This is a genomic window from Dechloromonas sp. TW-R-39-2 (assembly GCF_016864195.1).
Classification (GTDB): Bacteria; Pseudomonadota; Gammaproteobacteria; order Burkholderiales; family Rhodocyclaceae; genus Azonexus.
This window is the reverse complement of the sequence record NZ_CP045202.1, coordinates 3,199,037-3,221,838: the sequence shown is the minus strand read 5'-3', so window position 1 is coordinate 3,221,838 and position 22,802 is coordinate 3,199,037. Positions and strand designations below refer to the sequence as shown.

At 59.9% G+C, this 22,802-nt stretch carries 21 protein-coding genes; 20 read left to right on the top strand and 1 reads right to left on the bottom strand.

The annotated features are described in order from the left end of the window. Positions 1-20: 20 nt before the first annotated feature. The 20 genes from GBK02_RS15625 (at position 21) to lpxC (ending at position 22,193) form a co-directional block, all read left to right on the top strand. Complete coding sequence (locus tag GBK02_RS15625; protein ID WP_203467526.1) at positions 21-380, top strand: hypothetical protein; 360 nt, start codon at positions 21-23, stop codon at positions 378-380. A 40-nt stretch (positions 381-420) separates the two neighbouring features. Beyond that, the gene (locus GBK02_RS15620) at positions 421-1,584 is read left to right on the top strand and encodes a UbiH/UbiF family hydroxylase (RefSeq protein WP_203467525.1); all 1,164 of its coding nucleotides are present in this window, start codon (positions 421-423) and stop codon (positions 1,582-1,584) included. Between the two features lie 9 nt (positions 1,585-1,593). Further along, on the top strand, positions 1,594-2,298 hold the full coding sequence (locus tag GBK02_RS15615; protein ID WP_203467524.1) for a DsbC family protein: 705 nt from the start codon (positions 1,594-1,596) through the stop codon (positions 2,296-2,298). Positions 2,299-2,361: 63 nt separating this feature from the next. Continuing rightward, the gene (locus tag GBK02_RS15610) at positions 2,362-4,350 is read left to right on the top strand and encodes a diguanylate cyclase (protein WP_203467523.1); all 1,989 of its coding nucleotides are present in this window, start codon (positions 2,362-2,364) and stop codon (positions 4,348-4,350) included. 291 nt (positions 4,351-4,641) lie between these two features. Next, positions 4,642-5,091, top strand: coding sequence for a division/cell wall cluster transcriptional repressor MraZ (gene mraZ, locus GBK02_RS15605; RefSeq protein WP_203467522.1), 450 nt, complete (start codon positions 4,642-4,644; stop codon positions 5,089-5,091). Beyond that, positions 5,088-6,014 carry a 16S rRNA (cytosine(1402)-N(4))-methyltransferase RsmH gene (rsmH, locus tag GBK02_RS15600; protein ID WP_203467521.1) on the top strand — a complete coding sequence of 309 codons (927 nt, stop codon included), beginning with the start codon at positions 5,088-5,090 and terminating at the stop codon, positions 6,012-6,014. The genes mraZ and rsmH overlap by 4 nt, the downstream gene beginning before the upstream one ends. Continuing rightward, positions 6,014-6,325, top strand: a complete 312-nt coding sequence (ftsL, locus tag GBK02_RS15595; protein WP_203467520.1) for a cell division protein FtsL — start codon at positions 6,014-6,016, stop codon at positions 6,323-6,325. The genes rsmH and ftsL overlap by 1 nt, the downstream gene beginning before the upstream one ends. Beyond that, complete coding sequence (locus GBK02_RS15590) at positions 6,325-8,073, top strand: penicillin-binding protein 2 (RefSeq protein WP_203467519.1); 1,749 nt, start codon at positions 6,325-6,327, stop codon at positions 8,071-8,073. Before ftsL ends, GBK02_RS15590 begins: the two co-directional genes overlap by 1 nt. Continuing rightward, positions 8,070-9,551: a UDP-N-acetylmuramoyl-L-alanyl-D-glutamate--2,6-diaminopimelate ligase gene (locus GBK02_RS15585; protein ID WP_203467518.1), complete on the top strand. Its 1,482-nt coding sequence runs from the start codon at positions 8,070-8,072 to the stop codon at positions 9,549-9,551. Before GBK02_RS15590 ends, GBK02_RS15585 begins: the two co-directional genes overlap by 4 nt. Further along, on the top strand, positions 9,548-10,918 hold the full coding sequence (murF, locus tag GBK02_RS15580; RefSeq protein WP_203467517.1) for a UDP-N-acetylmuramoyl-tripeptide--D-alanyl-D-alanine ligase: 1,371 nt from the start codon (positions 9,548-9,550) through the stop codon (positions 10,916-10,918). Before GBK02_RS15585 ends, murF begins: the two co-directional genes overlap by 4 nt. Next, positions 10,918-12,021 (top strand): phospho-N-acetylmuramoyl-pentapeptide-transferase, encoded by a 1,104-nt coding sequence (gene mraY, locus GBK02_RS15575; protein WP_203467516.1) that lies wholly within the window; start codon positions 10,918-10,920, stop codon positions 12,019-12,021. Before murF ends, mraY begins: the two co-directional genes overlap by 1 nt. Beyond that, positions 12,021-13,373, top strand: coding sequence for a UDP-N-acetylmuramoyl-L-alanine--D-glutamate ligase (gene murD, locus GBK02_RS15570; RefSeq protein ID WP_203467515.1), 1,353 nt, complete (start codon positions 12,021-12,023; stop codon positions 13,371-13,373). Before mraY ends, murD begins: the two co-directional genes overlap by 1 nt. Further along, on the top strand, positions 13,370-14,533 hold the full coding sequence (gene ftsW / locus GBK02_RS15565) for a putative lipid II flippase FtsW (protein WP_203467514.1): 1,164 nt from the start codon (positions 13,370-13,372) through the stop codon (positions 14,531-14,533). Before murD ends, ftsW begins: the two co-directional genes overlap by 4 nt. Positions 14,534-14,654: 121 nt before the next feature. Next, positions 14,655-15,713, top strand: a complete 1,059-nt coding sequence (murG, locus tag GBK02_RS15560; RefSeq protein WP_203467513.1) for an undecaprenyldiphospho-muramoylpentapeptide beta-N-acetylglucosaminyltransferase — start codon at positions 14,655-14,657, stop codon at positions 15,711-15,713. Then, positions 15,710-17,101: a UDP-N-acetylmuramate--L-alanine ligase gene (gene murC, locus GBK02_RS15555; protein ID WP_203467512.1), complete on the top strand. Its 1,392-nt coding sequence runs from the start codon at positions 15,710-15,712 to the stop codon at positions 17,099-17,101. The genes murG and murC overlap by 4 nt, the downstream gene beginning before the upstream one ends. After that, positions 17,098-18,003: a D-alanine--D-alanine ligase gene (locus GBK02_RS15550; protein WP_203467511.1), complete on the top strand. Its 906-nt coding sequence runs from the start codon at positions 17,098-17,100 to the stop codon at positions 18,001-18,003. Before murC ends, GBK02_RS15550 begins: the two co-directional genes overlap by 4 nt. Positions 18,004-18,011: 8 nt before the next feature. Next, on the top strand, positions 18,012-18,752 hold the full coding sequence (locus GBK02_RS15545) for a cell division protein FtsQ/DivIB (RefSeq protein WP_203467510.1): 741 nt from the start codon (positions 18,012-18,014) through the stop codon (positions 18,750-18,752). A 3-nt stretch (positions 18,753-18,755) separates the two neighbouring features. Then, positions 18,756-19,985 (top strand): cell division protein FtsA, encoded by a 1,230-nt coding sequence (gene ftsA / locus GBK02_RS15540; protein ID WP_203467509.1) that lies wholly within the window; start codon positions 18,756-18,758, stop codon positions 19,983-19,985. Between the two features lie 33 nt (positions 19,986-20,018). Then, positions 20,019-21,200, top strand: coding sequence for a cell division protein FtsZ (gene ftsZ, locus GBK02_RS15535; protein ID WP_203467508.1), 1,182 nt, complete (start codon positions 20,019-20,021; stop codon positions 21,198-21,200). A gap of 78 nt (positions 21,201-21,278) precedes the next feature. Continuing rightward, positions 21,279-22,193: a UDP-3-O-acyl-N-acetylglucosamine deacetylase gene (gene lpxC, locus GBK02_RS15530; RefSeq protein ID WP_203467507.1), complete on the top strand. Its 915-nt coding sequence runs from the start codon at positions 21,279-21,281 to the stop codon at positions 22,191-22,193. A gap of 164 nt (positions 22,194-22,357) precedes the next feature. On the opposite strand, the gene GBK02_RS15525 is transcribed toward lpxC, so the two are convergent. Continuing rightward, positions 22,358-22,792, bottom strand: a complete 435-nt coding sequence (locus tag GBK02_RS15525) for a DciA family protein (protein WP_203467506.1) — start codon at positions 22,790-22,792, stop codon at positions 22,358-22,360. Positions 22,793-22,802 lie beyond the last annotated feature (10 nt).

The window sequence follows — 22,802 nt, the reverse complement described above, 5'->3', positions numbered from 1 at the left end:
GCTCCGCTTTTTACTTTACGATGACTAATCAAAATCCCGAAACTCCGCTTGAAAATACGCCGTCTGCGCCTCCGCCCAACGACAATCGTCGTCGCCTGCGCGAGCTTCTGTCCATTCCCGAGCGTGACCGGACAGATGAGCAGTGGGATGAAATCATCGAACTTGAAATTCAGCTTGCTCCCGGTAATCGCATCTCTGGCAATGAGCCTCAAGGCAATGGTGGCGGTATGCGCCAAGGCCGCACAGGTGGCGGCGGTGGCGGCGGTGGCGCTCCGGGTCAGCAGCAAAAGAAGAATCATCGTCCGCGCACAAATAACAACAATAACAACCGTCGACCGCGTCAAAACAAACCATCATCTGGCGGCGGGACTCCGGCCTGATTTCATTGCCTCACTCCCGTGAGTCATAGAGCGTGCGGTCATGCAACAATTTGATTTGATTATTGTCGGAGGCGGTCTGGCCGGCGCCAGCTTGGCTATGGCGCTGCGTGATACGCGCTTGCGCATTGCCCTGGTCGAGGCCCAGCCTCCCCACGCATCGGCTGAGTGGGATGCGCGGATTTATGCGATTAGCCAGGCAAATGTCGCTTTCCTTGAGGAAATTGGCGCCTGGAAAAACTTGAGGCACGATCGCGTTGCGCCCATCAAAGCCATGCATGTGCATGGTGATGCCGGGGGGCGTCTTGAGTTTTCTGCTTTTGATGCCGGATTGTCTGAGTTGGGCCAGGTTCTCGAATCCTCCGGGATGGCTTGCGAGTTCTGGGAGAATGCCAAGCGCCAGAGCAATCTCAGTCTTTTTTGTCCGGCACAGCCGGCTCAGCTTGAGTTTCGTCACGATGCTGCTGTGCTTTCACTGCGTGACGGCACGGTGCTGTCTGCGCGCCTTGTGGTCGGTGCCGATGGGCGCGACTCATGGGTCAGGCAGGCGGCCGGCCTGGCCGCTGTCAATACGCCGTACCATGACAAAGGTCTGGTGGCCAATTTCGTGACTGAAAAGCCGCATCGCAACATTGCTTATCAATGGTTTCGCGACGATGGTGTTCTAGCGTATCTGCCCTTGCCGGGAAATCGCATTTCAATTGTCTGGTCGACGCCCGATCAAAAGGCGGACGAGCTTCTGGCGTTGACGCCTGAGGCCTTGTGCGCCCGTGTGGCTGAGGCTGGGGAGCATGTGCTCGGGCGACTCGATTGTCTGACGCCGGCTGCTGCCTTCCCGTTGCGTTTGATGCGTGTGCCTCAAACCGTGGCGCCGCGTCTGGCTTTGGTGGGCGATGCCGGGCATGGGATTCATCCGCTGTCCGGGCATGGAATCAATCTGGGTTTTCAGGATGCGCGTGAGTTGGCTGCCTTGCTTGCCGCTGCGCAACCGTGGCACGACATCGGGAATGAGCGTTTTCTGCAGCGCTATCAGCGTGCCCGTCGTGAAGAAACGGTATTGTTGCAGACGACTACCGATGCGCTTTGGCAGCTTTTTCGAAAGGCGCCGTCATTCATGAAGCCGCTGCGTAATTTTGGCATGAGTGCGACCAATCGCCTGCCGTTCGTAAAAAATATCCTGGTCCGTTACGCCCAGGGAATCCTCTAGGAGAATCGCATGTTTAAAAAGCTGCTGCCGCTCGTTGTTGCGGCTGTTTTCGTTTCAGCAGCCGTTGCTGATGAGGCTGACATCAAGCGTTCCATGGAGGCCAAGCTTGGCACCAAGGTGGAAAGTGTCAGCAAGTCGGGGTATCTCGGTCTCTACGAGGTCTACGCGGATGGCACCATTTTCTATACCGACGACAAGTTGACCGCGATATTGGTCGGTGGGCAACTGATCGATGCCAAGACGATGAAGAACGTCACCGATGAGCGGATGAAAAAGCTGACCGCCATCAAGTTTGGCGAGTTGCCGCTCGAGCGAGCCATCAAGCAGGTTCGCGGGGATGGTAAGCGTGTTCTGGCAACGTTCGAGGATCCGAATTGCGGGTACTGCAAGCGTCTGGCCAAGGATTTGCTGAAGCTGGAGAATGTTACGGTCTACACCTTCCTGTACCCGATTTTGTCGGAAGACTCGGTTCGCAAATCGAAGCAGATCTGGTGTTCGGCAGACCGTGCCAAAGCCTGGAATGACTGGATGATCGATGGCAAGGCGCCGGGTAGCAAGGAAGATTGCGATACGACGGCAGTCAGCAAGAATCAGGAGTTCGGCCGCAAGTTGAACATTACCGGTACGCCGACCATGTTCTTTGCCGATGGTGAGCGGGTCCCCGGTGCCATGCCGCTGCCGCGAATCGAGCAGAAGCTGGCCCAGACAAAGTAAGGCCCTGCCTTCGGGGTGAGATAGAGTCTTGTCATTCTGCCATCCCGAAGGCATGATCGCGGAATGGCAGAGTCTCTCTCTGGTATTCGTGGGTTGCCCGGCGTCTGGTCGCAAAAGCGCCTGATTCTGGTGTTCGTTGTCGCACTCTTCGTGGTGACGGGATTGCTGGGTTTTGTGCTAGGCGAGAGTTATCTGGCCGCTGAGCGACAAGCTGAAACCAATGCCAGGAATATTGCCGGAGTGCTGGAAGCGCGGTTGGGTTCGACGGTACGTCGCATTCATGCCGACCTGGAGCATCTTGCAGTCGTTTTGCCCCGTCAGGCAATGAGTCCGGACGCGGCTGCCTCGTACAAGGAATCTGTCAGTCGGGAACTGGTTTTGTACGCGGCGCGCTTTCCCGAAATTGTCGGATATCGTGTCGTGGCGAATACGGGCGAAGTTATCTACGCCTCTGAGGCCTCGTTTCAGCCGGGGAATGTCTCAGGCAATACGGCGGACAGGGATTATTTTCAGGCGTTGAAAAATGATCCGGCTCTTTCGCTGGTTTTTTCCGGAGTCGTGAATGGGCGAATATCCGGGCGCAATATCATGATCATTGCAGTCCCGGTGCGTGGGCATTCGGGAGAATTTTTGGGCTTGGTCATGGCGCCGCTCGATTTGCGCCATTTCCAGCAACTGTTCGATGCGGTTGATCTTGGACCGAATGGTGTGATCACCTTTCGCCGGAGTGATGATGCGCGCTTGGTGCTGCGTCGTCCGATCCGGCCGGATACGATCAATCAGAAGGTACAAAACAATCCGCTCCATCTGCGTGTTGAAAGCGGAGATCCCGCGGGAATCATTCGTTTTCGGGCGGCGCTTGACGGTGTCGAGCGGATTTATGCTTACCAGCGAATTGGTGCTTACCCGTTCTATGTGGCTGCGGGCGTAGCTACCACCGATTATCTGGCCGCTTGGTACCGGACGGCGGCGCTGGCCGGGGCGTCGGCATTGCTGCTGGCGTTGCTGCTGCTTTTTGCATTGCTTCGCGTGATGCGCCTTGAACGGGAAGAGGCGGTCAATGCGCAGAGGCTGGGTGACAGTGAGGCGCGTTACCGCATGCTGGCTGACAATAGCCATGACGTAATCTGGACGCTGGATATTCCCAGCTTGCGGTTTACGTATGTCAGTCCGTCCGTCGAGCGCTTGCGTGGCTTTACCCCGGAGGAAGTGATGGCGCAGCCGCTTGAAGCCTCGCTTGTGCCGGAAAGTGCGGCTCAGGTCGTCGGCGAGATTGCTCAGCGTGTCAAGCGCATCATCGGGGGCGAGGCTGCGGCACGGGTTGTTACTGGCGAACTGGATCAGGTTTGCAAGAATGGCGGTGTCGTGGCCACGGAGGTTGTGTCCAGCTATTTGCTCGATGCCGATGGTGTGCCGCGGACCATTCTGGGTATTGCTCGTGATATCGGGGCGCGCAAGGCGGCTGAACAAGCATTGCGTGACACTAATCAGCGTCTGCATGCCCAGATCGATGAAATCGAGCGGCTTCAGTCGGCGCTGCAGGAGCAGGCGGTGCGCGACGGCTTGACCGGGCTTTACAACCGCCGCTATCTTGATGAAACGCTCGAGCGTGAAGTTTCACGGGCGCGCCGCGAAGGGCATCCACTTTCCTTGGTCATGCTTGATATTGATTATTTCAAGCGGGTCAATGACACCTATGGACACCAGTTTGGTGATGAAATCCTGAAGGCGCTGGGGGCCGCCTTACTGCTGAATGTTCGGGCGGAGGATGTGGCTTGTCGCTTCGGTGGCGAGGAATTTCTCATCCTGTTACCCAATATGCCGCTTGAAGCGGCTCGTGGCCGGGCTGAGTCCTGGCGCCAGTTGGTCGAAGCGCTGGCGATCGCCCATGGTGAATTTACGGTCAATTTCACCATTTCGCTTGGGGTTTCTGCTTATCCCGAGCATGGCAAGACGCCGGATGACCTGACGCGCTGCGCCGATCAGGCCCTTTATCGGGCCAAACATTCCGGGCGCAACTGCGTTGTCGTCTTTGGTAGCGAAGTCGCCTGAGCCGACTCGTTTCTAGCGCATTTTTCCCTTTGTTTTTTTTCTGAATTAAAACGACGGCATGACCGTTGAAGGCATTTTTTTGCCTTGCTGGAACTCCTTATAAGTCACTTTAAGTCTTTAAATTCCCCCTTTGATTTATAAGGGAAAAATTTCAATAAAATTACCTTGCGAAGTGCTGCTAAGTCCTTGTTGCATAAGAAAAAATCCCAATTTTTCTATTGACTGGGGAGGTTCGTTGCTCTAAAGTGGGTAAACGTGTTGAAAAGTGGGTAAACGGGGAGCGACGCAGGGATGTTTGAAGGGGCTACAGCACTCAGTCTGGATGCAAAGGGGCGGCTTGCCATACCGGCAAGGTATCGCGAACCCCTGCTTGCGGCCGCTGAGGGTTCGCTCGTCCTGACGGCACATCCGCATCGCTGTCTGCTGCTTTACCCGTCGCCGGCCTGGCAACCGATTCGTGACCAGATTCTCAAGGGCTCCAGCCTCAATCCGGCGATTGCTTCGATCAAGCGTGTGCTGGTCGGTAATGCCCGTAGCGAAGAGCTTGATTCGGCCGGGCGCATCCTGGTTGCCAATGAGTTGCGTGAATACGCCAACCTGGGCAAAACCGTTTATCTGGTCGGCATGGGCTCGCATTTCGAAATCTGGAGCGAGGCCGGCTGGAAGGCTCAGAACGACATGGCAGCCGAGGCGCTGTCGAGCGGCGAGTTGCCGCCCGGCTTCGGGGATCTGGTGCTGTGAGCGCGGGTAGCACCCACGTCACGGTGCTGCTCGAAGAGGCGGTAGATTCCCTGGCGATCAAGGCGGATGGCGTCTACATGGATGCCACTTTTGGGCGGGGCGGCCATAGTCGCCGCATTCTTTCCTCGTTGAATGAAAAGGGTCGCCTTGTCGCGGTCGACCGCGATCCTTACGCAATTGCTGCCGGGGCGGCGATTGCCGACTCCCGTTTTCAGCTGGTTCATCGTGCCTTTGGTGAAATCGGCGAAGCCGCTGCCGAGGCTGGGGTGCGCGGAGTTGATGGAATTCTGTTTGATGTTGGGGTGTCGTCGCCGCAGATCGACGATGGGGAGCGCGGCTTCAGCTTCCGCCAGGATGCGCCGCTCGATATGCGGATGGATACGACGCAGGGCGAGACGGCTGCCGAATGGCTAGCGCGTGCCGAAATAAGAGATATTACGGAGGTTATCAGGAACTATGGCGAAGAACGGTTTGCTTTCCAGATTGCAAAGAAGGTTGTGGCTGCTCGGCTCGAACAACCAATTGTCACAACAGGTCAGTTCGCGGCCCTCGTACGCGAGACCGTGCGCACCCGTGAGCCAGGGCAGGACGCGGCGACGCGCAGCTTTCAAGCTCTACGGATTCATATCAATCAAGAGCTCCGCCAGCTGGAGGTAGCCCTGCCGCAGGCCCTGGAGCTATTGCAGCCCGGTGGCCGGCTGGTAGTGATTTCCTTCCACTCGCTGGAAGATCGCATCGTCAAAAACTTCATGCGCGAGCAGTCGACCGCAGACAATCTGCCGAAGAACCTGCCTTTGCGTGCCGATCAGTTGCCGAAGCCGAAATTGCGTCTGATTGGCAAGATGATCAAGCCATCGGCGGCTGAAGTTGCCGCCAATCCGCGGGCGCGCAGCGCCGTGATGCGGGTTGCTGAAAAAATCTGATGGTTCGCTTCAACATGGCCCTTCTCCTGATCGTCGTCATTTGTGCGCTGGGTGTGGTCACCTCGCAGCACCGGGCGCGCAAGCTCTTCCAGGATCTGGAGGGTGAGCAGGAGCGGGCGCGGCAGCTGGATGTCGAATATGGCCAGTTGCAGCTTGAGCTGTCGACTTGGGCGACGCATCCGCGGATCGAGAAGATTGCCCGCGATCGCCTGCATATGGTGACGCCGGATGCGATGGGCAAGGTTGTGCCGCCCAAGTTGGTGCTGTCAGTCAAGGCCGCCAAGCCGGCGCCGAAAAAGGCGGTGCACTGATGGTTGTGCGCCGTCGTCCGCAGCGTGGTCATCGCTTCACCGAAAGCCCGGTCCTGCAACTGGCGTTGCAAGGCTGGCGTTCGCGCACGGTCGTGTTGCTGCTGATGCTCGCATTTCTGGCGCTGGTCGGACGTGCGTTTTATCTGCAGGTGATCAATAACGATTTTCTGCAGGAAAAGGGCGATTCGCGTTATCGCCGGGATATCGAGGTGTCTGCGTCGCGCGGCAAGATCGTCGACCGTAACGGCGACATGCTGGCTGTTTCCACGCCGATGAAGTCGGTGTGGGCCATTCCGGGGGATGCGCGGACGATGAGTCTGCCGCAAAAACGTCAGCTGGCAGGCCTGCTGGATATGGCCCAGCGCGACCTGGATGGCAAGATCGGCTCGGACAAGACTTTTGTCTTTATCAAACGCCAGGTGCCGCCGGAGACGGCGGACCGGATTGCAGCGCTGAAATTGCCGGGTATTCACCAGGAAAAGGAATACCGGCGCTACTACCCGACAGGTGACATGACGGCCCACATCGTGGGCTTTACGGGTGTTGACGACAAGGGTCTTGAAGGGGTCGAACTGGCCTTCCAGCAAAGCCTGCTCGGGCATGCCGGCAACCGGACGGTGATTCGTGACCGGCGAGGCAATATCGTCGAGGATGTCGGCGCGCTCAAGCCGCCGCAGGATGGCAAGGATGTCCGTCTGGCGCTCGACTCGAAAATCCAGTACCTGGCATACAGCCACCTCAAGACTGCCGTCGAGACGAATAACGCCAAGGCTGGCGGTGCCATCGTGATTGATGCGCGCAGTGGCGAAATTCTGGCGCTGGCCAACTGGCCGACCTACAACCCGAACAATCGACAGAACTTGTCCGGCGCCCAGTTGCGCAACCGGGCCATCACCGACACCTTCGAACCGGGCTCGGTGATGAAGCCGTTTACTGCCGCCCTGGCGCTTGAAAAAGGCAAGGTCCGCTTCGATACCATCATCAATTGCGCGCCGGGCCGGATGACCATTGGTAGCGCGACCATCTCCGATGCCCATCCGCACGGCGCCTTGAGTGTGGCTCAGGTGATCCAGAAATCGTCGAATATCGGCACCGCCAAGATTGCTCTGGGTTTTCCGCCCAAGGAAATGTGGGAAATGTTCGACAGCATCGGTTTCGGTCAGGCGCCGAATCTGGGCTTCCCGGGTGAAGTGAATGGCCGTCTGCGTCCCTGGAAAAACTGGCGCCCGATCGAGCAGGCGACGATGTCCTACGGTCACGGCATTGCCGTCAGTCTGGTTCAATTGGCGCGCGCCTACACCGTTTTTGCCCATGATGGCGAGTTGATGCCCTTGTCGCTGGTTCGGGTTGATGAGGCGCCCGTGCGGGGCGTGCGGGTTTTTTCGCCGCAGACCATGCGCGAAGTGCGGGCCATGCTTGAAATGGCGGTGCAGCCGGAAGGTACCGCCCCGAAGGCACGCGTTCCCGGCTATCGCGTCGGTGGCAAGACCGGGACGGCCTACAAGGTCGAAGGCGGCGTTTATGCCCGTAAATATGTTGCTTCGTTTGTTGGTGTCGCGCCGATCAGCGAACCGCGTCTGGTGGTTGCCGTAATGATTGACGAGCCTTCGGGTGGCGCCCACTACGGTGGCGACGTGGCTGGTCCGGCTTTTTCCCAGATTGCGGGCGGTGCACTGCGCACCATGGGCGTTCCTCCCGATGCACCGTTGCAGGTGCCTGATGCCAATGGCGGAAAGAGTACCTTGTGAGTACGCCGCGTGAAATTCTTGATCGTCTGGAGGCCTTGGGCGTTGTGCCCCGTGGCGTTGCCGACGATAGCCGCCAGGTGATGCCGGGCGATGTCTTCCTGGCCTATCCGGGCGATCTGGCCGATGGTCGTCGTTATATCGACAACGCTATTGAGCGCGGTGCTGTTGCCGTCGTTTGGCAGCCGGGCGACGGTTTTGCCTGGAATCCGGCGTTGACCGTGGCAAACCTTGCCGTCGATGCCTTGCGCCCGCTGGCTGGGCCGTTGGCGCACGCTGTTTATGGACATCCGAGCGAAGGTTTGTCGCTGATTGCGATTACCGGGACCAACGGCAAGACAACGATCAGCCAGTTCGTCGCACGGGCTTACGCCAAGCCTTGCGCCGTGATCGGTACCTTGGGCGCCGGGTTTCCGGGGGCGTTGGTTGAAACCGGGTTCACGACGCCGGAAGCAACGACCTTGATGCGCTACCTGGCCGATTTCCGCGAACAGCGCGCGGCCGCTTGTGCGCTCGAAGCCAGTTCGATCGGTATCGAAGAAGGGCGGATGAACGGTGCGCGCGTCGATATCGCGATTTTCACCAATTTCACCCGTGATCACCTCGACTACCACGGCAGCATGGAAGCTTATGCCGCAGCCAAAGCCAAGCTTTTCGCCTGGCCGCGCCTGCGCACGGCGATCATCAACCTCGATGACGAGCTTGGTTTGAAGCTGGTCCGTGAAACGACGGCAATGCGGGTGCTTGGTTACGCCATTGGCGAAGCCAAACGCGATTTTCCAGCGCTGGTTCGGGCAGAAGAGCTGGTTGAAACGCCGTTTGGCCAGCGCTTCATGCTGGTTTTGCCGAACGGTCGGGCGGTCGTTGATACGGCCTTGGTCGGGCGTTACAACGTTTCAAACCTGCTCGCCGTGGCCGCCGTGTTGCACGACGGCGGCATGCAGGCCGGTGAAGTGGCACGCCGTATCGCCGAACTGACGCCGCCGCCGGGACGCATGGAGCGGATCGGTGGCCATGGCGAGCCGCTGGTTGTCGTCGATTACGCGCATACACCGGATGCGCTGGAAAATGCACTGGGTGCCTTGCGCTCGGTGGCCGACGCGCGTGGCGGACGTCTGGTCGTGGTTTTTGGCTGTGGCGGTGATCGCGATAAAGGCAAGCGTCCGCAAATGGGCGGCGTTGCCGAACAGCGTGCCGACCATGCCCTGGTCACCAGCGACAACCCGCGCAGTGAAGCACCGCTGGCGATCATCGATGATGTGCTGTCCGGCATGACTGGTGCCGACGTTGAAGTCGACCGGGCCGCGGCCATCCGTCGCGCCATTCTCGCAGCCGATCAGCGCGATGTGATCCTGCTGGCCGGTAAAGGCCACGAGACCTATCAGGAAGTTGCCGGTGTGCGGACGCCGTTTTCGGATGTCGAACAGGCTCAGGCAGCCCTCGCGCTGCGTCATACCATTTCCCAGGAGGTGAGCGCATGAACTGGCTGCTTTCGCAGGTTGCCAACGCAACGGGCGGTCGCATGATCGGCGCCGATGTTGCCCTGGCCGGTATTTCAAGCGACACCCGCGGCATTGGTCCGGGGCAACTGTTCATCGCCTTGCGCGGTGAACGCTTCGATGCGCACGATTTTCTGACCCAGGCCGCGACCAGTGGCGCAGCCGCGCTGATGGTGGCGGATGCCAGCCGTGTGCCGGCCGGTATTTCGGCCGTCGTGGTTGACGATACGCGTCTGGCGCTCGGGCGTCTCGGCGCGGCATGGCGTGCCTCGTTCGCTTTGCCGGTTCTGGCCGTAACTGGTTCGAACGGTAAAACGACGACCAAGGAAATGATTGCCGCCATTCTCAAGGCGCAATTCGGCGACGCTGTGCTGGCGACGCGCGGTAATCTGAACAACGACATCGGTTTGCCGCAGACGCTGCTTGGCCTGAACGCAACGCATCGGGCCGCCGTCATCGAGATGGGCATGAATCATCCGGGCGAGATCGCCTATCTGGCACCGCTCGGTGCACCGAATGTGGCGCTGGTGACCAATGCCCAGCGGGCTCACCTGGAAGGCATGGGGGATCTCGATGAGGTCGCCCGCGAAAAGGGCAGCATTTTTACCGGCCTGCAGCCGAATGGCGTCGCCGTGGTCAATGCCGACGATGCCTATGCTGCGTTGTGGCGCGCGATGGCCGGCGAGCATGCCGTTCGAACCTTCGGGATCGATCATCCGGCCGATGTCTATGGCAAGGTCAGTCAGCATGGTCTCGAAACCAGCCTTGAATTGATTGCACCGGAAGGCTCTGCCTCCATTCGTTTGCGCATCCCCGGCCGGCACAATGCCGGCAATGCCGTTGCTGCGGCTGCCGCCTGTCTGGCTGCCGGAATTCCGCTGGCTGCCGTTGTTGCCGGGCTGGAAAGCTTCACCGGCGTGAAGGGGCGTTTGCAGCGTCGCGCCGGGAAAAAAGGCGCCGAGATCCTCGACGATACCTACAACGCCAATCCGGATTCGGTGCGTGCCGGGATCGATGTGCTGGCTGCCACCATCGGTCGCAAGCTGCTGGTACTCGGCGACATGGGCGAAATCGGCGAAGCCAGTGCGCAATATCACGATGAAATCGGCGGCTACGCCAAGAGCCAGGGCATTGACCGGCTGTTCGCGCTGGGCGATGCGGCGCAGACCGCAGTTCGTAATTTCGGCGAAGGTGCCCGGCACTACTGCAATGTCGACAAGCTGATTGCTGCGGTCGACAAGGAATTGGGCGAAGAAACCACCGTGCTGGTCAAAGGCTCGCGCTTTATGAAAATGGAGCGGGTGGCCGATGCCCTCGCTGCCGTTGCAACCCCAGAGGAGAAACACTGATGCTGCTGGCTCTGGCCCAATGGCTCGCGCAGGACGTTCGCTTTTTCAACGTCTTCAACTACATCACCCTGCGTACCGTGCTGGCCACGATGACGGCGCTGCTGATTTCGTTTGCCGCCGGCCCGGGCGTGATCCGCTGGCTGGCCGCCAAGAAAATCGGTCAGGCAGTGCGCACCGATGGCCCGCAGACGCACCTGGTCAAGTCCGGTACGCCGACCATGGGCGGCGTGCTGATTCTGATCGCCATCGGCATCACCACCTTGCTGTGGGGCGATTTGACCAATAAATACGTGTGGACCGTGCTGATCGTCACGCTCGGATTCGGCATCGTCGGCTGGTACGACGACTGGAAGAAAGTGGTTTATCGCGATCCGAAAGGCTTGTCGGCCGGCTGGAAGTATTTCTGGCAATCGGTGCTTGGCCTCGGCGCGGCGCTGTTCCTGGCTTATTCCGCCAAATCCGGTGCGCAAACCGAACTGATCGTGCCTTTCTTCAAAACCGTGGCTTATCCGCTGGGCATCATCGGCTTCATCACGCTGACCTATTTCGTCATCGTCGGTACCAGCAATGCGGTCAATCTGACCGATGGCCTCGATGGTCTGGCGATCATGCCGACCGTGATGATCGCCGGTGCCTTCGCCATCTTCGCTTATGTCACCGGCCACGCCGTGTTGGCCAAATACCTGTTCATCCCGTATGTGCCGGGCGCCGGCGAGCTGTGCATCCTGCTCGGCGCCATCGCCGGTGCCGGTCTGGGTTTCCTGTGGTTCAACGCCTATCCGGCCGAAGTGTTCATGGGCGACGTCGGCGCGCTGTCGCTCGGTGCGGCGCTCGGCACGGTCGCCGTCATCCTGCGTCAGGAAATCGTGCTGCTGATCATGGGCGGCGTATTCGTCGTCGAAACGCTGTCGGTGATGCTCCAGGTCAGCTACTTCAAATACACCAAGAAGAAATTCGGCGAGGGCCGCCGCATCCTGCGCATGGCCCCGCTGCACCACCATTTTGAACAAACCGGCTGGAAGGAAACGCAGGTCGTGGTCCGCTTCTGGATCATCACCATCATGCTCGTCCTGGTCGGTCTTTCTTCGTTGAAGCTGCGCTAATGGAACTTCGGGGCAAACGCGTACTGGTGATCGGGCTCGGCGAGTCCGGACTGGCGATGGCCAAATGGCTGCATCGCCAGGGCGCTGTCGTGCGCGTCGCCGATACCCGTGACACCCCGCCGAACGTCGAGGCGCTGCAGGCCGTTGCGCCCGGCGCTGAACTGTTCGCCGGCCCGCTCGGTGATGCAACGTTTGCCGGGATGGAGATTGTCGCGTTGTCGCCGGGTGTGCCGAAAGCGACGCCGGCGATTGCCGCGGTCGACCTGCCGCTGATCTCCGAAATCGAACTCTTTGCCGCCGGCGTCCGCGAACAGGTGGCCGGTTCGCAAATCATTGCCATCACCGGTAGCAACGGCAAGACGACGACGACGGCCTTGACCGCCCATTTGCTCAACGGCGCAGGTGTCCCGGCGATTGCCTGCGGCAACATTTCACCGTCGGCGCTCGATGCGCTGATGGATGCGCAGGATGCCGGCACCTTGCCGCAGGTCTGGGTGGTCGAGTTGTCGAGCTTCCAGCTGGAAACGACGCATCATCTGAACGCGGCGGCAGCGACGGTCCTCAATGTCTCGGAAGATCACCTGGATCGTTACGCTGGCAGCATGGCCGAATACGCCGCAGCCAAATCCCGTGTCTTCCAGGGTAAGGGCATCATGGTGCTGAATCGCAATGACGACTGGTCGATGGCCAACGGGCGTTGTGGGCGCAAGATGGTTACTTTTGGTCTGGATGCCGCGCCACGCGCATTGGATTTCGGCCTGGCCGACGGGGTGATCACCCTGGGTAAAACCGCGCTTGTCGCGGTCGACGCACTGAAACTGGCCGGATTGCACAACGCCGCCAATGCCATGGCCGCGCTGGCGTTGTGCCAGGCGGTGGGCGTCGAGATCGATCGTCTGCTTGCTCCGCTCCAGTCCTTTACCGGTTTGCCGCACCGGGTTGAAACCGTGGCTGAAATCGGTGGTGTGATTTACGTCGATGACTCCAAAGGCACCAATGTCGGCGCAACGCTGGCCGCCATCGAAGGCATGGGCCGCAAAGTGGCTATCGTGCTTGGCGGCGATGGCAAGGGGCAGGATTTTTCACCGCTCAAGCCGGCACTGGAAAAGCATGGCCGCGCCGTGGCCCTGATCGGCCGCGATGCCGCCGCGATCGGCATGGCGCTTGAAGGCAGCGGTGTGCCGACCCGCATTCTGGGCGACATGGAAGCCGCCGTTCGCTGGTTGTCGGCCCACGCCGAAGCCGGTGATTGCGTGCTGCTTTCGCCGGCCTGCGCCAGTCTCGACATGTATCGCAACTATGCGCACCGGGCAGAAGCCTTCATCGCTGCCGTGAAGGGGTTGTCAGCATGATGATCGGCGCGCTCGACGCTCCCCGTCGCCAAGTGGCTGAAATTGACTACGCCCTGCTGTGGAGCGTGCTTTTTCTGCTGTTCAGCGGCTTGATCATGGTTTATTCGGCCTCGATCGCCATTGCCGAAGCCGGCCGCTTTACCGGCCATCAGCCGGCCTATTACCTGGTCCGTCAGGGCATTTTCCTGTGTATCGGCCTGGTGGCCGCCGCCGTGACTTTTCAAGTGCCGCTGACCCTGTGGCAAAAATACGCCCCTTATCTTTTCATGATCGGTGCGCTGTTGCTGGCGATCGTGCTGATTCCCGGCCTGGGGCGCGATATCAACGGTGCGCGTCGCTGGTTGCCGCTTGGTTTCGTCAATCTGCAGCCTTCCGAGCTGATGAAACTGTTTGCCGTGCTCTATGCCGCCGACTACACCGTACGCAAGATCAACGTCATGCATGATCTGAAGCAGGCCTTTCTGCCGATGTTCGGTGCGATGGTGATCATCGGCATGCTGCTGCTCAAGGAGCCGGATTTCGGTGCCTTCGTCGTGATCATCTCGATCGCCATGGGCATCCTCTTCCTCGGCGGCCTCAAGGCGCGTCTGTTCGCCATGCTGATCGTTGGTCTGCTGATCGCCTTTGCGGTGATGATCATCGTCTCGCCTTATCGTCGCGACCGGGTCTTCGGTTTCATGGATCCGTGGGCCGATGCCTTTGGGCGCGGCTACCAGTTGTCGCACTCGCTGATCGCTTTCGGACGTGGCGAACTGTTCGGCGTCGGTCTGGGCGCCAGCGTTGAAAAATTGTTCTACCTGCCCGAGGCGCATACCGACTTCCTGCTGGCCGTCGTTGCCGAGGAACTCGGCTTCTTTGGCGTAATCGCGATCATCGGCCTGTTTGCCCTGGTGGTGCAGCGCGCCTTTGCCATCGGTCGCCAGTGTGTCCAGTTCGACCGTCTTTATCCGGCTTTGGTCGCGATGGGCATGGGTATCTGGTTCGGCGTCCAGTCCTTTATCAACATGGGTGTGAATATGGGCCTGCTGCCGACCAAGGGCCTGACCCTGCCGCTGATGAGCTTCGGCGGCTCCGGCATCCTGGCCAATTGCGTTGCGCTGGCCATCCTGCTGCGGGTGGATTGGGAAAATCGCCAATTGATGCGCGGAGGCAAGCTATGACTCGGTGCCATGTGAATTCGCATCAGTTGGCGATTTCGTCGCAGGCTAACCCGGCGCAGCCGGTGTTAAGCGCGCAGCGCGGCCGTAGACAAAACCGCTCCCTCATGCGCGGAGGCAAGCTATGAGCAAGACACTGTTGGTCATGGCCGGTGGTACCGGTGGCCATATTTTCCCGGCGCTGGCCGTTGCCGAAAAAATGCGTCAGTCCGGCTGGCGCGTTGTCTGGCTGGGTAATCCGGATGGGATGGAAGCGCGTCTGGTGCCGCAGCATGGTTACGAAACGGTGTGGATCAAGTTTGCTGCCCTGCGCGGCAAGGGTCTGATGCGCAAGCTGCTGCTGCCGATCAACCTGCTGCGCGGCTTCTGGCAGGCACTGGGCGCCATCCGCCGGGTCCAGCCGGATGTCGTGCTCGGCATGGGCGGCTACATTACCTTCCCCGGCGGGATGATGGCGGCGCTGCTTGGCAAGCCGCTGGTCGTGCACGAACAAAATTCGGTCGCCGGTCTGGCCAACAAGGTGCTGGCCGGTGTGGCCGACCGCGTCCTGACCGGCTTTCCGGAAGTGCTGAAAAAAGGCAGCTGGCTGGGCAATCCGGTACGTCCGGAAATCGCCGCGCTCAGCGGGCCTGAGGCGCGTTACGCCGAGCGGAGCGGCGCGCTGCGTTTGCTGGTGATCGGCGGCAGTCTCGGTGCCCAGGCGTTGAATGAAATCATTCCGCAAGGCATGGCTTTGCTCGGCGCCAACCAGTTGCCGCAAATCGTCCATCAGGCGGGCGAAAAACATCTCGATGCGCTGAAGGCCAACTACGCCGCGGTGGGTGTCGAGGCGCACTGCGTTTCATTCATCGAAGACATGGCCGGCGCCTACGAATGGGCCGATCTGGTTATTTGCCGTGCCGGCGCGTTGACCGTGGCAGAGCTGGCCGCGGTCGGCGTCGCGAGCATTCTCGTGCCTTTCCCGCACGCCGTGGATGATCACCAGACCGGGAATGCCAAATTCCTGGTCAATGTCGGCGGCGCTTTCCTGCTGCCGCAAACCGAAATGACGCCGGACAGCATTGCGCTGATCCGCAATTACAGCCGCAGCCAGTTGCGCGAAATGGCCATCAAGGCGCGCAGCCTGGCCAAGCCCGCTGCGACCGAGGAAGTCGCCAACGTCTGCGCGGAGATCGCGAAATGAAACATAAAGTCAAACATATCCACTTTGTCGGTGTCGGCGGCTCGGGCATGAGCGGCATTGCCGAAGTGCTCGCCCACCTCGATTACACCGTGACCGGTTCCGATCTGGCGGCCAGCGCGACGACCCGTCGTCTTGAAGGCGAAGGCGTCAAGGTGACGATTGGTCACGCCGCCGAAAATGCAGCCGGGGCCGATGCCGTGGTGATTTCGACGGCGGTCAAGGCCGACAATCCGGAAGTCATTGCCGCCCGCGAGCGCAAGATTCCGGTCGTGCCACGTGCCCAGATGCTGGCCGAACTGATGCGTCTGAAGCACGGTATCGCCATCGCCGGAACGCACGGCAAGACGACCACCACCAGCCTGGTGACCAGCATCCTGGCCGAAGGCGGCGTCGATCCGACTTTCGTCATCGGTGGTCGGCTGAATGCCGCTGGGGCAAATGCCCGTCTTGGTTCCGGTGATTTTCTCGTCGCCGAGGCCGATGAGTCGGACGCCTCCTTCCTCTTCCTGTCGCCGGTGGTTTCGGTGGTCACCAATATCGACGCCGACCACATGGAAACCTACGGCCATGACTTCGAGCGTCTCAAGGGCGCTTTCGTCGATTTCCTGAATCGCCTGCCGTTTTACGGCGTTGCCGTGCTCTGCGGTGAAGACCCGAATGTGCGCGCGATCATGCCGCAGGTGCCGAAGCAGATCATTACCTACGGCCTGAGCGACGCCTGCAATTTCTACGCGGAAAACATCGTCGCCGCCGATGGCCAGATGCGCTTTGACTGCGTCCGGGTCAATGGCTCGGTGTCGCGCCTGTCTATCACGCTGAATTTGCCGGGTATCCACAACGTGCTGAATGCCCTGGCGGCGATTGCCGTGGCGACCGAGGTGCAGGTGTCCGACGAAGCTATCGTCAAGGCGCTCGCCGAGTTCAAGGGTGTCGGCCGCCGCTTCCAGCGTTATGGCGAAGTCGCGCTGCCGGCTGGCGGCAGCTTCACGCTGGTCGACGATTACGGCCATCACCCGGTTGAAATGGCCGCGACGCTGGCTGCCGCTCGCGGTGCTTTCCCCGGTCGCCGCCTGGTGCTGGCTTTCCAGCCGCATCGCTATACGCGGACGCGCGATTGTTTCGAAGACTTCGTCAAGGTGCTTGCCACGGTCGACGTGCTTTTGCTGGCCGAAATCTACGCTGCCGGCGAAGCACCGATCGTTGCCGCCGATGGCCGTTCGCTGGCCCGCGCCTTGCGTGTCGGCGGCAAGGTCGAGCCGGTGTTTGTCGAAGATATCGCGGCGATGCCGCAAACGATCATGGATGTCGCCCGCGATGGCGACGTGGTGTTGTGCATGGGCGCCGGTTCGATCGGTGCCGTGCCTGGCAAGGTGGTGGAGTTCAAATGAGCGGTTTCGGTAAAGTCGCAGTCCTCTTCGGCGGAACGTCCGCCGAGCGCGAGGTCTCCCTCAACAGCGGTTCGCGCGTACTGGCTGCCTTACAGGGCCAGGGCATCGACGCCCATCCCTTCGATCCGGCCGAGCAGCCGCTTGATGCCCTGAAAGGCTACGACCGTGCGTTTGTCGCCTTGCACGGTCGACACGGCGAAGACGGCACAATCCAGGGCGCGCTCGAACTGATGCACATTCCTTACACCGGTTCCGGTGTCATGGCTTCGGCTTTGGGCATGGACAAGTTCCGCACCAAGTTGCTGTGGCAGGCCGCGGGTTTGCCGGTGCCGGATTACGCATTGCTGACAGCAGATTCCGACTTTGCCGACGTCGAGGAAGAACTCGGCTTGCCGATCTTCGTCAAGCCGGCCCACGAAGGCTCATCGATCGGTATCAGCAAGGTCAAGGAGCACGACACGCTGCATCTGGCTTATGCCGAAGCCGCCAAATACGACTCGTTGGTGATCGCCGAAAAGGGCGTCATGGGCGGTGAATACACGGTCGGCATTCTCGGCGACCAGGCCTTGCCGATCATCAAGATCGAGCCGGCCTCCGAGTGGTACGACTACGAAGCCAAGTACAACCGCGACGACACCCGTTATCTCTGCCCCTGCGGCTTGCCGGAAGCCAAAGAAATGGAAATCCGCAAGGGCGCGCTGGAAGCCTTCCGCATTCTCGGCGGCCGCGGTTGGGGGCGGGTTGATTTTCTGATGGATGAGGCGGGGAATCATTACTTCCTCGAAGTGAATACCGCACCGGGCATGACCGATCATTCGCTGGTTCCGATGGCCGCCCGTGTGGCGGGCATGGAATATCCGGCACTGGTGCGTCGTGTGCTCGAACTGGCCACCAACGACTGAGACGCCGCATGTGGAATAAACCGCACCTGCTGACTGCAATCGCCGACCTGCTGATTCTCGCAGCGTCGGCTGCATTGCTGGCGGCGGGTGCTGTCTGGCTGGTTCGCGTGCCGTCCTTGCCGGTGCGCCAGGTGGTTTTTGCCGATTCGCTGGCGCATACCCGCCGGATCGAAATCGAGCAGGTGTTGCCGGCGGTGATGAAGGGTAATTTCTTCAGCATCAATCTGGATCAGGTGCGTGCCACGCTTGAAAAGCTGCCTTGGGTGCGGCGCGTTGAAGTGCGTCGGATCTGGCCGGAAAAGCTCGAAGTGAAGGTTGAGGAGCATCGTCCGGCAGCACGCTGGGGCGAGGCGCGGGGCGAGTTGGTCAACTCCTACGGCGAGGTTTTCTCTGCCGTGCTGGCCGAGAGTGAGACGACCGCTTTGCCGTTGCTCTTCGGGCCACAGGATACCGCGCCGGAAGTATTGAAGCGCTACGGCGAGTTTGTTGCCAATTTCAAGGCGCTCGGTGAGCGGCCGGTGCAGGTCACGCTGTCGCCGCGCCTGGCTTGGCAGTTGAAGCTGGAAAACGGAATGGTGGTGGATATCGGCCGGGAACAGCCGAAATCGCCGGTAGGCGTGCGCTTGCAGCGATTTATCGAAATTTATCCGGAGGCTGTCGCCAAGCGTGCGAACCGTCCGGCGGTCGTGGATTTGCGTTATCCGAATGGCTTTGCCATGCGGATGGCCGGTGAAGTGAAGGGAAAGTAATCAATGAGCAGGGATAACAAGGATTTGGTTGTCGGGTTGGATATCGGCACTTCGAAGATCGTCGCGCTGGTGGCCGAAATCAACCAGGAAGGCAGCCTCAATGTGATCGGCATGGGGTCGCAGGATTCACGCGGCCTGAAAAAAGGTGTCGTGGTCAACATTGAGGAAACCGTGCATACGATCAGCCGCGTCGTGCAGGAAGTCGAGCTGATGGCTGATTGCAAGGTCAAGGATGTGTATACCGGGATCGCCGGCAGCCACATCAAGAGCTTCAATTCGAACGGTATGGTGGCGATCAAGGACAAGGAAGTGACGCCGGCCGACATCGACCGCGTGATCGAAACCGCCAAGGCGATGCCGATTCCGGCCGATCAGGAAATCCTGCACATCCTGACGCAGGAATTCGTTATCGACGGCCAGGACGGCATTCGCGAGCCGATCGGCATGAGCGGCATGCGCCTCGAAGTGAAGACGCACATCGTGACCGGTGCCGTTTCTGCGGCCCAGAACATCGTCAAGTGCGTGCGTCGCTGCGGTCTGGAAGTGAATGATCTGGTGCTGCAGCCGCTGGCCTCGAGCTACGCCGTGCTGTCCGAAGATGAAAAGGATCTTGGCGTCTGCCTGATCGATATCGGTGGCGGTACGACCGACCTGGCGGTGTGGACGCAAGGCGCGATCCGTCATACCTCGGTAATCCCCATCGCCGGCGACCAGATCACCAACGACATCGCCATGGCGCTGCGCACCCCGACGCGCGAAGCCGAAGACATCAAGTGCAAGTACGGCTGCGCTCTGTCGCAACTGGCCGACGCTGCCGAGACGATGGAGGTTGCCGGGGTCGACGACCGCCCAAGCCGGAAATTGAGCCGCCGTGCGCTGGCCGATGTGATCCAGCCGCGCGTCGAGGAATTGTACGAACTGATCCAGAACGAATTGCGCCGCGCCGGTTTCGAGGAAGTGCTTTCCTCCGGCATCGTGCTGACCGGTGGCGCCAGCGTCATGCCGGGCATGGTCGAACTGGGCGAAGAAATTTTCCACATGCCGGTGCGCCTGGGTAACCCGAAATACACGGGCAGCCTGGCCGATGTCGTGCAGAGCCCGCGGTTTTCTACTGCTTTCGGTTTGCTGCTAGAAGCGCAGGCCCAGCGTAAACGGGGCCAGAAAATTCAGGACAAGCAGGGCATCAAGGATGTCCTGGTCGGTATGAAATCGTGGTTTGCCAAGAATTTCTAAACAATTTTTAACGGTTTTTCAGAGGAGGTAGTCATGTTTGAGATCATCGAGAAGGACGAAGAAGTCGGCACGATCATCAAAGTGTTCGGGGTCGGCGGTGCCGGTGGCAATGCTATCGAGCACATGATTCGCGAAGGTGTGAACGGCGTTGAATTCATTGCCGCCAACACTGACGCACAAGCGCTCGGCCGCAATGCAGCGTCGAGCAAGCTGTCACTCGGCGAGAGTGGCCTGGGTGCTGGCGCCAAGCCGGAAAAGGGCCAGGAAGCGGCCATTCAGCATCGCGAAGACATCCGTGCCGCACTGCAAGGCGCGCACATGGCTTTCATCACCGCCGGCATGGGCGGTGGCACAGGTACCGGTGCAGCGCCGGTCGTGGCTGAAATCGCCCGTGAAATGGGCATCCTGACGGTCGGTGTCGTGACCAAACCGTTCAGTTTCGAAGGCAACAAGCGGATGAAGTCCGCCGAAGCCGGTATTGCCGAATTCTCCAAGCACGTCGATTCGCTGATCGTCATCCTCAATGACAAGCTGATGGAAGTCATGGGCGACGATGCCGATGTCGACGATTGCTTCAAGGCGGCTGACGACGTGCTGAAAAACGCTGTTGGCGGTATTGCCGAAATCATTACCTACCCGGGTCTGGTCAACGTCGACTTCGAAGACGTCCGCACCGTGATGGGGGAAATGGGCCGTGCGATGATGGGTTCTGCCGCTGCCGCCGGTGTCGACCGCGCCCGCATCGCGGCCGAACAGGCCGTGGCTTCGCCGCTGCTCGAAGGTGTCAATCTGTCCGGTGCCAAGGGCGTGCTGGTCAATATCACAGCAGCCAAGGGCGGTCTGAAGATGAAGGAAGTCAACGAAGTGATGAATACCGTCAAGGCATTCGCTGCTGAAGACGCACACATCATCTTCGGCGCGGTCTACGACGAATTGATGGGCGATTCGCTGCGCGTCACCGTCGTTGCCACCGGTCTCGGCCAGGCCGTTGCCGTGCGCAATCGCCAGACGTTCGAAGTGATCAATACGCCGGTCATGGCAGCCACCGGTACGCACGATGCCGTCGGCTTCTCGAGCACCCCGGCCATCGATTACAACCAGATCGCCGATGTCCCGGCTGTTGTGCGCAAGCGCAATGTCACGGTTGAAGCGCTGGCCAACAGCGGAGTCGACCGTTACGACATCCCGGCATTCCTGCGCAAACAAGCAGACTGATCGCTTGCCACTTCTCTGAAAAAGGCGGCGGCGCGTTGTGTTACAATGCGCCGCTCCCCTAATTATTCAAGCACTTGCATGCTCAAGCAACGCACGCTCAAGACAGTTATTCGCGCCTCAGGTGTTGGCCTGCATGGCGGCGTCAAGGTCAATATGACCCTGCGCCCGGCCGCGCCCGATACCGGCATCGTCTTCCGTCGCGTCGATTTGCCGGAGCCTGTTGATATCCCGGCCCGTGCCTTCATGGTGGGTGATACACGCATGTGCTCCTGTCTTGAAAAGGACGGGGTGAAAGTCGGCACCATCGAACATCTGATGTCGGCCTTTGCCGGTCTCGGTATCGACAATGCCTGGGTAGACCTGGATGCGCCGGAAGTGCCCATCCTTGACGGTTCGGCTGCGCCGTTCGTTTTCCTGATCCAGTCGGCTGGCATCGAGGAACAGAACGCGGCCAAGAAATTCATTCGCGTTACCCAAACAATTGAAGTTCGCGATGGCGACAAATGGGCCCGTTTCGAGCCTTACGATGGTTATCGCCTGGCTTTTTCCATCGTTTTCAACCATCCGGCAATCGACAAGTCGGCCCAAAAGGCTGAAATCGATTTCGCCGAACAGTCCTACACCCGCGAAGTGGCCCGGGCGCGCACCTTTGGTTTCATGCAGGAAGTCGAATACCTGCGTGAAAACGGTCTGGCGCTGGGTGGTGGCCTGGAAAATGCCATCGTGCTTGATGAATTTCGCGTCCTGAACCAGGACGGTTTGCGCTACGGCGATGAGTTCGTCAAACACAAGATTCTCGACGCTGTTGGCGACCTCTATCTGCTTGGCAGCCCGCTGCTTGCCGCCTATTCGTCGCACAAAGGCGGTCATGCGCTGAATAACCAGCTGGCTCGTGAATTGCTGAATCACCAGGAATCCTGGGAGTTCGCAACTTTCGAGCAGGCTGAAAACGCCCCGGCCGGCGTGACGCGCTGGCTGAACCAGCCCGCCTGATTCAGCAGGAAATTCGCCGAACTTCCGCTGTTCCCGAGAGCGATGTCCCGAGCTTTTTTGGCGGGGACTCCAGCGCTACCTGCGTGCGCCAGCTTCTTGCCTGAATTGTTCTCCTGAGATTTTTTCGGCCTGCCTTGTGCGGCTGATGCCCCGCGATGTGGCCTTTATTCCCGTTTTGCCGAGCTTGCCAGCAAGGCATCGATTGCCGCGCGCAAAGAGCCTTTCGGCATGTTTTCTGCCGTCGACCGCAGCACCTCGCAGGCCGTGCTGGAGAGTGGCTTTTGCGTTGAAGGTGTTGATTGGAAAAGATTTTCGCGGGGTTGAACTTTTACTTCGAGCTCGTTACACTGCGCCCCACCTTTGCATAACTCGCTGCATAAACGCTGGCTCATCTGGCGGATTTTGGCAGCGACCGCGCCGTTATCGGCGTGGATAATAATTTTCCCCGACTTGTAATTGGCAACGCGTGCAGCGTGGCGAAACCCCGCCGGGGCAATCGCTTCGAAGCGGCGCGAGAGCTTGAGCAACAGACGTGCGTGAGCCATCAGCCGGCTGGCGTTGGCGTCGCTGTCAAGGTAATGCTCAGGCCCGTTGTACATGGAGGAGTTT